Origin of the sequence: Tenacibaculum aiptasiae, from assembly GCF_008806755.1 — a bacterium.
Taxonomy (GTDB): Bacteria; Bacteroidota; Bacteroidia; order Flavobacteriales; family Flavobacteriaceae; genus Polaribacter; species Polaribacter aiptasiae.
Window position 1 is genome coordinate 260 of the sequence record NZ_WAAU01000004.1, and the last position, 974, is coordinate 1,233.

The 974-nt window shown below is 36.0% G+C and carries 1 protein-coding gene; it reads left to right on the forward strand.

What is annotated here, in order from left to right; all coding sequences use genetic code 11:
• Positions 1-974 (forward strand): HYR-like domain-containing protein (locus F7018_RS18275; protein WP_455431917.1); only part of this gene is annotated, 974 nt, incomplete at both ends.

Genomic DNA, 974 nt, shown 5'->3' on the forward strand with positions numbered 1-974 from the left:
GTAACCGATGAGTCAGACAATTGTGATACAAGTTTAGAGGCTACTTTTAGTGATTCAGTAGCAGCTGGAAGTTGTGAAGGAGAACAAGTAATTACAAGAACATGGAGTTTAACCGATGATTGTGGAAATACCACTAGTAAAGTACAAATCATCACAGTAAAGGATAACACAGCACCTATAATAGATGAAACAAATAAAGCTAATATAGATATTGAATGTGGAGTAGGTAATACAACACAAACGTTACAAGATTGGTTAGACAATAATGCAGGAGCAACAGCAACAGATAATTGTAGTAGTGTTGTTTGGACTAATGATTATGGAAATGATACATCGATTAAATGTGATGGAAGTTATATTAATGTAACATTTACAGCAACAGATGCATGTGGTAATCAGAGTTCTGTAGTTGCAGGATATTTAATAAAAGATGATACAGCGCCTGTAATAACAACAGAAGCTTCAAATAGTACAGTAGAGTGTGATGGTTCAGGTAATTTAAGTGAGCTAAACACATGGTTAAGTGGTAATGGAGGAGCAAGTGCTACAGATGCTTGTAGTGTAGTTTCATGGAGTAATAATTTTACTGAATTAGATTACACATGTAGTTTCGTAGGAGAGGTAGAAGTAATATTTACAGCTACAGATGCCTGTGGTAATACAAGTACAAGTACAGCTAAATTTACAATTGAAGATACCCAAGCACCAGAGTTTGTAGAGAGTTTACCAGGTGATAAAACCGTGAGTTGTGATAATATTCCAGCAATGGAAGTATTAACCGCTACGGATAATTGTGATGCAGTGGTAACCGTAGTTCCAAGTGAAGTAACGAGTGGAGATGACGATGCTTGTGGATCAGAATATTTAATCACAAGAAAATGGACAGTAAGTGATTGTTCAGGAAATACCACAACACACATACAATCAATTACAGTAGAAGATACCCAAGCACCAGAGTTTGTAGAGAGTTTACC